Here is a 7,551-nt window from a genome sequence, read left to right on the forward strand (position 1 = left end):
TCAATCATTGCTAAGCCTAATTAGGCAAGAAGTTGCCCGGGTCGGGCAAGAAGTTGCCCGGCGGGCAAGAAATTGCCTGGTATCTATGGGAAATCGGGAGCACAAACACGGCTTGCTGTAGAGGGCTTGCCTTGGGAAGTAGTATTGTTATGTTATAACGTCTATTTTCAGGAGAGGATGCCCATGTCGGCCGATCCCGAGGTGCAGCGACTGCTGGCCATGCCCGAAGAGGCATACATGAACGATGAGCAGCTGGCATTTTTCCAGCACCGGCTGGCTGCCGAACAGGCCGAAGTGGAGGCGCACTTGGTGGAGGTGCGCAATGCCATAGCCGACAACGAACGCAGCGGCGACGAGCTTGATCGTGCCGCCGTGGAGGAGGAGCTGCGGCTGCTGTTACGCCAGGCCGACCGCGAGACGCGGCTGCTGCGCAAGATTCGTCAGGCGCTGCGGCGTATCGAAGAGGGCGACTACGGCTATTGCGCCGAAACCGGCCAGCCCATCGGCTTGCCTCGACTGTTGCTCAGGCCGACTGCCGAACTGTGCCTGGAGGCCAAGGAGCGACAGGAGAAACGCGAACATCACTACAGCAAGCAGCGAGGAGACGCGTAATGTCCCATAAGCCACTGCCGGTTACCGTGCTTTCCGGCTTTCTCGGAGCGGGAAAGACCACCCTGCTAAACCATATCCTGGCCAATCGCGACGGACGCCGCGTGGCGGTGATCGTCAACGACATGAGCGAGGTCAACATCGATGCGGCCCTGGTACGAGGCGCTCCGGGCAGTGCCGATGACGAGGTGACGCTCAACCGGGCCGAGGAGCGGCTGGTCGAGATGAGCAATGGCTGCATCTGCTGCACGCTGCGTGAGGACCTGCTGGTGGAGGTGAGCCGGCTGGCGCGGGAAGGCCGCTTCGATCATCTGGTGATCGAGTCCACCGGGATCTCCGAGCCGCTGCCGGTGGCGGAGACCTTCACCTTCGAGGATGAGCAGGGCCAGAGTCTCTCCAGTGTCGCCCGCCTCGACACCCTGGTGACGGTGGTCGACGGTGCCAATTTCCTGGTGCAGTACCAGGAGGCAAAATCCCTCGCCGAGGCGGGCGAGAGCCTGGGCGAGGAGGACGAGCGCAACGTGGCTGACCTGTTGGTGGATCAGATCGAGTTCTGCGACGTGCTGCTGATCAGCAAGACCGACCTGATCGACGAAGTGCAACTGGCCGAGTTGAAGGCGGTACTGCGCTCGCTCAATCCCGATGCCGAGCTGGTACCCATGGCCCATGGCCGGGTGCCGCTCGACAAGGTGCTCGATACCGGTCGCTTCAGCTTCGAACGGGCCAGGCTCGCCCCGGGCTGGCTCAAGGAGCTGCGCGGTGAGCACGTGCCCGAAACCCAGGAGTACGGCATCTCGAGCTTCGTCTACCGCGCCCGGCGGCCTTTCCATCCCGATAAGTTTCACGCCCTGTTGCATGGTGACTGGTTCGGCGGCAAGCTGCTGCGTTCGAAGGGCTTCTTCTGGCTCGCTACGCGACCCCAGTACGCCGGTCAGTGGAGTCAGGCGGGTGGCATTGCCCATTACGGCTTTGCCGGCATGTTCTGGAAGGCCGTCCCCGAGTCTCGCTGGCCCAAGGATCCGGAGACGCGTGGCTACATCATGGAGCAGTGGGAGGAGCCGTTCGGCGACATGCGTCAGGAACTGGTCTTCATCGGCCAGAATCTCGACGAAGCGCGTATCCGTCAGGCTTTGGACGAGTGTCTGCTGAGCGACGCCGTATTGGCGGATGGTCATCGGGCGTGGGCCGACTTGCCCGACCCCTTTCCGGCCTGGGAGTAGCGGGTCTGCAACCCAAAGGTAACGGGCTGTTATTCCAGTTGATTAATAAACGGAAGTTTGATGGAAGCAGCCGGTATATATGCAAAAAAACTCGCTATTCCGGCTGTTAAGCGCTTCGTTATCCGGCCATACTGAGGCAAGGTCCGCTTTAGAATCGGGCCACGGGGAATCAAAAGGGAACCAGAGGTGTTCGTCATGCGCTCCTACAACCGACATTACCTCGGTGTGGCCATTTTCTTTTTTCTCTTTCTTCAGTTGTTGACGATCGGTTCGGCGCAGGCCAACCCCCGCTATGCGGCCATCGTGATAGATGTCGAGAGCGGCGACGTGCTGCATCAGGCCAATGCCGATGCGACGCGCTATCCCGCCTCGCTGACCAAGATGATGACACTTTACATGCTGTTCGAGGCGCTCGAGAACGGCACCATACGCTTGAACCAGCCGTTACCTGTATCTGCCCATGCCGCTTCGATGCCCGCTTCCAAGCTGTGGCTCGCGGCGGGTAGCACGATCACGGCGGAAGAGGCCATCAAGGCGCTGGTGGTGCGTTCGGCCAACGACGTTGCCGTGGTGGTCGCCGAGGCGCTGGGCAACACCGAATCCGGTTTCGCCCGCATGATGACCCAGCGTGCCAACGAGCTGGGCATGACCAGCACCGTGTTCCGTAACGCTTCCGGGCTGCCCGACAACGCTCAGGTCACCACGGCCCGCGACATGGCCACGCTGTCAATCCGCGTGATGCAGGATTTCCCCCAGTACTATCACTACTTCTCCACCCAGAGCTTCTCCTATCGCGGCACCACCCACACCAGCCACAACCGGTTGCTGCGCAACTATGCCGGCGCCGATGGCCTCAAGACCGGCTTCATCCGCGCCTCCGGGTTCAACGTGGCGACTTCGGCGATCCGTAACGACCGTCGTATCGTCTCCGTGGTAATGGGTGGCTTCACCGCCGCCTCGCGCGACACGCATATGGCCGACCTGCTCGACCGCGGCTTTGCCCGGCTTTCCATGCTGCAGCGCGGCGACTGGATTGCCCAGGCCGATGTGCTGGGCGATAGCATGGATCTGCCGGAGAGCCCGTCCCCTTCCGCCCAGCAGCTGGCCGCTGCACCTGAGGCCGTTGGGCCAGCTTCGAGCGGCGAGCGTCAGTTCTCCTTCCAGTCGGAGATGGGGGTCGAGATGGGCTCCGCCGATGACCCGATTCGTGCCCTGATCGCCCAGGCCGACACACCGCGCATCACCTACCAGGCCGATATGCCGCGTGACACCTATCAGGCCGATATACCGCGTAGGGGCAACTGGGCAGTACAGGTCGGTGCCTTCAACGACCCGGATCAGGCTCGCCACCTGGCCACCCGCGCCGCCGATCAGCTTTCCGGCTTCATGCGCGACCTGCGGGTGTCGGTAGCGGAGTCGGAGGGCGAGCGGCGAGTGTTCCGCGCACGTCTGGTCGACCTGCAGGAGAGCGATGCCCACTCCGCCTGCAACAGCCTGCGCGCCCAAGGGATGGACTGCATGGTGGTGGCGCACTACTGACGTTCCTGGCTGCCAAGCCGATTCGACATCGCCCCGCTCATGCGGGGCGATGTCGTTTAGACGTTTAGAGGGTGCTGTCTTGCGAGCTGCCTTCAGGCCAGGGCCGGATCGAGCGTCTGGCGGGCCTCGCTCACTGGCTCCCCGCCCAGCGAGATTCGGCGATCGCAGATGCGCCCGATCAGCGCTGGGTCGTGGCTCACCAGCATTACCCCGCAGCGCCGTTCGCGAGCCAGCTCCACCAGTAGCGCCAGGGTGCTGCGCTGGGTAATGGGGTCGAGGCGTGAGGTCGGCTCGTCGGCGAACAGGAAGCACGGCTCGAGCAGCAGCACCCGCAGGATGGCAAAGCGTTGCAGTTCGCCGCCCGAGATCTCGCCGGGGTGCCGTTCCAGCAGGCGCTCATCGAGCCCAAGGCGTGCCATCAACGGTGGGATGACACTGCAATCCAGGCGGTGGCGGCGTACCAGGTCGTCGAGCAGGCGAGAGAGCCGCCAGTGGGGCGAGAAGGCCGCCGGCGGGTCCTGATAGAGCTTCTGAAAGCCGAGCGGATGCCCTGTCGCGCGCTGGATCTTGCCGTCGTCGGCGCGCGTCACGCCGAGCAGCATGTCACCGAGGGTACTCTTGCCGCAGCCGGAGGGACCGACCACGCCGACGATCTCGCCGGGGCGCACCGTGAGGGAGAGTTCGCGAAACAGCTCGCGGCCGCCGCGGGCCTTGGCCAGGTCGGTGGCGCTCACCACCGGTGCCTGGGCCGTTTCGCCGAGCGGCGCCGGGCGTGGCCAGCGGCTGGGCTCGGCACCCAGCAACTCCTGCCCGTACTCGCTTTGGGGGTGAGTGAGCACTTGCTGGGCCGGTCCGCGCTCGACCACCTGCCCCTGGCGCAGGATCACCACTTCCCCACCCAGGCGGCGGGCCACGTCGATGTCGTGAGTGATGGTGATCAGAACGCCGCCGCTCTCGGGCGTGCGAGCCAGCAGCTCGACCACGGCATCGCGGCGCGGCGCATCGAGTCCCTTGGTCGGTTCGTCGGCGATGACGATGGGTGCTCCGCCGGCACTGGCGGCGGCAAAGGCCACGCGCTGTGCCATGCCGCCGGAGAGTTCGCCGGGCAGCTTGCCGCCGGCCTCGGCCAGACCCAGCTCGGCCAGGTCGGCCCAGGCCGCTTGCAGCGCGGCGCGGCGATCGCGCCCGGCCACGTGGCGGTGGCTTTCGGCCACCTGCGCTACGGCACGCATGGTTGGGTCCAGCGCGTGCCAAGGCTCCTGGGGCAGCAGCGCCAGGCGCCGGCCCCACAGGGCGCGGCGCGACTTGCCATCGGTGGCATCGAAGGTCTCGCCGTCGATGACGAGCCGCCCCCGCGCGGTCAGGCCGCGGGGCAGCGTGCCCATGATCGCCTGAGCGAGCAGGCTCTTGCCCGAGCCGGTCTCGCCGAGCAGGGTCAGCCGGCTGCCGGCTTCGAGCGAACAGGAGAAGGGCGCAATGGTGACGCCCTCGCCCTGGATCGTGACGTCTTCGGCCTGAAGTAAGTACGCACTCATCGTGGATCCCTTCCTGCCAGCAGGTTGAGGCTCAGTACCAGCACGAACAGCACCAGGATCGGCTGGGCCATGGCCCAAGGGGCTTCGTGGTAGTAGGGCAGCAGCTCGATCATCATCAGCCCCAGCTCGGCGGTGGGCGGGCGCAGACCGACGCTGACGAAGCCCAGCGCGGCCATGGCCAGGATCGCACTGGCGGCGCCGAAGGCGGCCAGGGTCAACACCTGCGGCGCCAGCTCCGGCCACAGGTGGCGGCGGAACAGGTAGAGCGGGCCGAAGCCGAGTAGGCGGCTCGCCTCGAGCTGGGGCGAAGCGACCAGCACCCGGGTGCGGGCGCGCACCACGCGGAAGTACTCGATCCACAGCACCAGTGAGATACCCACGTAGAGAGCCCAGAAGTTGCCTGGAGCGATGGCCACCAGCAGCAGCACCAGCAGTAGGCCCGGCAACGCCAGGAAGGCATCGGCCAAGCTGCCCAGCACGCGGTCGAGCCAGCCGCCGCGCCAGCCGGCGATCACGCCGAGAATCACGCCCGGTATGGCTGCACTGGCTACGCTCAGCAGCGCCATGCCCAGCGACAGACGCACGGCGCTTGCCAGCCGCGCCAGCAGGCTGCGACCCAGGTGGTCGGTGCCGAGCGGCTCGGCCAGCGAAGGCAACTGCAGGATGCGGGTGAGTTGCTGCCGCGCAGGATCGGCATCGAACAGCCAGGGCACCAGCCAGGCGAAGGCGAGCAGCAGCGCCAGCAGTGTGGCACCGAGGCGCTGGCGGCCATTCAGCGTCGGCAGGACAAGGCGGCGGGTAGACGTCAGGGTCGAGCCGTTCATGCGCTGCGCCTCCTGGGGTCGAGCCAGTAGCAGATCAGGTCCACCACGGTATTGAGCGCGACGAACATCAGCCCCATGACCAGCGCGGTACCTTGAATCATCGGCACGTCGCGGGCCACGATGGCATGCACCAGGGCATGGCCGATGCCGGGCCAGGCGAACAGGGTCTCGACCACCACCACACCTTCGATCAGGTAGACGAACTGCACGCCGAGGTAAGCCACCACCGGCACTGCGGCGTTGCGCAGGCCATGACGTATGAAGCTCAGGCGCTCGCCCAGCCCCTTGGTGCGCGAGAAGGCGTAATAGGCCGACTGCGAGACGTCGGCCATGGCGTTGCGCGCCACCCGGCTGGAGATGGCGGCCAGCGCCAACGCCAGGGTCAGCGCCGGCAGCACGCTGTGTGCGCTGCGACCATGGCCGGCTGCAGGCAACCAGCCTAGGCTGACTGAGAAGATCAGGATCAGGATCAGGCCCACGGCGAAGGGCGGCAGGGCGCGCAGCACGCTGGCCGCCACTTCGCTCACGCGGTCCAGCACGCCGTTGGGCTTGAGTCCGGCGAGCAGGCCCAGCGGCGGGCCCAGCAGCAGCGAGAGCAGCACGGCCATCGTCGCCAGGCCCAGCGAGTGGCCGAGCTGATGCCACAGCTCGGTCATCACGCGTTCACCGCTGACTAGCGAACGGCCCAGATCGAGCTGCACCAGGTCCCACAACCAGCCGAAGTAGGCGCTCAGCGCCGGTTGGTCCAGCGCCAGCTCGGCGCGTACCGCCTCGGCGGCGCTGGTGTTGACCATATCGTGTCCATAGCGCCCGGCGGCGATGCGATAGGCCATGTCGCCGGGCAGCGAGCGGGTCAGCACGAAGGTCAGGGTGCCGACCATCCAAGCCACCAGCCCGGCCTGGAACAGGCGCTGCAGCAGCAGGCCACCCAGGCCTGTCGTCATGCGAGAGGCCCAGCGCGACGTCGAGCGCGCTGCCAGCGTTTCGCTCATTCTTCCCACCTCAGCTCGTCGATGCGATAGCTGCGCTCCAACGGGTCGATGGAGAAGCCTTCCAGCTTGGCGTTTACCGCCGCCGTCTGCTGGTACCAGGCCACGGGCACGACCGGCATCGCCTCGTTCAGGCGTCGCGCGACCTGCTCCGCCAGTTCGGTGCGAGCTTCGGGATCGGCCTCCTGGCGCAGGGTATCGAGCCAGGCCGCCACGTCCGCGTCGCGCCAGCCCATGGCGCCCCAGTCGCCGCCCATCGTTTCAGGGTCGGTGCCGAAGTCGTCGAGCAGGGTGCCGAGCGGATCGGGCACCAGCCCGTAGTTGCGTGCCATCAGACCCAGCTCAAGGCTGCCGTCGCGGTGCCCGGAAGGGATATCACTGGCGTTGCCCACGGCGACTTCCAGCGCCACGCCGAGCTCGCGCCACTGGTCCTGCAGGGCCGTTGCCACCAGCGGCAGCTCGGGGCGGTCGGAGAAGGTGCGCAGGGTCAGTTGGAAGGGCTGGCCGTTGCGCTCGAGCATGCCGCTGCCGTTGGCTTCCCAGCCCAGCTCGGCCAGCAGCTCGCGGGCGCGCTCCACGTCCTGTGCTTCTTCTACAGAAAGGCCGAGATGCCAGGGGCCGAGGCTGGTCGGGAACAGCTCGGCCGCAGCGGCCTCGGGGTGGCGCAGCAGCCCGGCGGCAATGCCGATACGGTCGACGGCCAGGCTCAATGCCTGGCGGGCGCGCTCGTCCTCGAGGAAGGGGTGTTCGGCATTGAGCTTGAACACGATGGTACGCGGCAGCGGCTCGGCATGCAGCGCCAAGCGATCATGGCGTGCCAGCCGTGCGCGACTGG

At 66.3% G+C, this 7,551-nt stretch carries 7 protein-coding genes; 3 read left to right on the forward strand and 4 right to left on the reverse strand.

The window, feature by feature from the left end; translation table 11 throughout:
• Positions 1-183 precede the first annotated feature (183 nt).
• From dksA to B8115_RS03220, 3 genes are all read left to right on the forward strand, one after another.
• Positions 184-612, forward strand: coding sequence for an RNA polymerase-binding protein DksA (gene dksA, locus B8115_RS03210; RefSeq protein WP_010626310.1), 429 nt, complete (start codon positions 184-186; stop codon positions 610-612).
• Positions 612-1,829: a zinc metallochaperone GTPase ZigA gene (gene zigA / locus B8115_RS03215; protein ID WP_010626311.1), complete on the forward strand. Its 1,218-nt coding sequence runs from the start codon at positions 612-614 to the stop codon at positions 1,827-1,829. The genes dksA and zigA overlap by 1 nt, the downstream gene beginning before the upstream one ends.
• A gap of 195 nt (positions 1,830-2,024) precedes the next feature.
• Complete coding sequence (locus B8115_RS03220) at positions 2,025-3,368, forward strand: D-alanyl-D-alanine carboxypeptidase (protein WP_026037858.1); 1,344 nt, start codon at positions 2,025-2,027, stop codon at positions 3,366-3,368.
• Between the two features lie 92 nt (positions 3,369-3,460).
• Here B8115_RS03220 and B8115_RS03225 read toward each other — a convergent pair whose 3' ends face one another.
• From B8115_RS03225 to B8115_RS03240, 4 genes are all read right to left on the reverse strand, one after another.
• Entirely contained in the window at positions 3,461-4,903 is a 1,443-nt protein-coding gene (locus B8115_RS03225) for an ABC transporter ATP-binding protein (protein WP_010626313.1), read from the reverse strand.
• Entirely contained in the window at positions 4,900-5,727 is an 828-nt protein-coding gene (locus B8115_RS03230; protein ID WP_010626314.1) for an ABC transporter permease, read from the reverse strand. The genes B8115_RS03225 and B8115_RS03230 overlap by 4 nt, the downstream gene beginning before the upstream one ends.
• Positions 5,724-6,719, reverse strand: coding sequence for an ABC transporter permease (locus B8115_RS03235; protein ID WP_010626315.1), 996 nt, complete (start codon positions 6,717-6,719; stop codon positions 5,724-5,726). The genes B8115_RS03230 and B8115_RS03235 overlap by 4 nt, the downstream gene beginning before the upstream one ends.
• Positions 6,716-7,551 (reverse strand): ABC transporter substrate-binding protein (locus tag B8115_RS03240; protein ID WP_010626316.1); only part of this gene is annotated, 836 nt, incomplete at its 5' end. The genes B8115_RS03240 and B8115_RS03235, both read right to left, overlap by 4 nt.

The sequence above is a fragment of the Halomonas sp. KM-1 genome (assembly GCF_000246875.1).
GTDB classification, from domain to species: domain Bacteria; phylum Pseudomonadota; class Gammaproteobacteria; order Pseudomonadales; family Halomonadaceae; genus Halomonas; species Halomonas aerodenitrificans.

Excerpts from the sequence above, each read along its gene's own strand:
- B8115_RS03230 (WP_010626314.1), bottom strand. The coding sequence starts at position 5,727 with ATGAACGGCTCGACCCTGACGTCTACCCGCCGCCTTGTCCTGCCGACG.
- B8115_RS03225 (WP_010626313.1), bottom strand. The coding sequence starts at position 4,903 with ATGAGTGCGTACTTACTTCAGGCCGAAGACGTCACGATCCAGGGCGAG.
- dksA (WP_010626310.1), top strand. The coding sequence starts at position 184 with ATGTCGGCCGATCCCGAGGTGCAGCGACTGCTGGCCATGCCCGAAGAG.
- B8115_RS03220 (WP_026037858.1), top strand. The coding sequence starts at position 2,025 with ATGCGCTCCTACAACCGACATTACCTCGGTGTGGCCATTTTCTTTTTT.
- zigA (WP_010626311.1), top strand. The coding sequence starts at position 612 with ATGTCCCATAAGCCACTGCCGGTTACCGTGCTTTCCGGCTTTCTCGGA.
- B8115_RS03235 (WP_010626315.1), bottom strand. The coding sequence starts at position 6,719 with ATGAGCGAAACGCTGGCAGCGCGCTCGACGTCGCGCTGGGCCTCTCGC.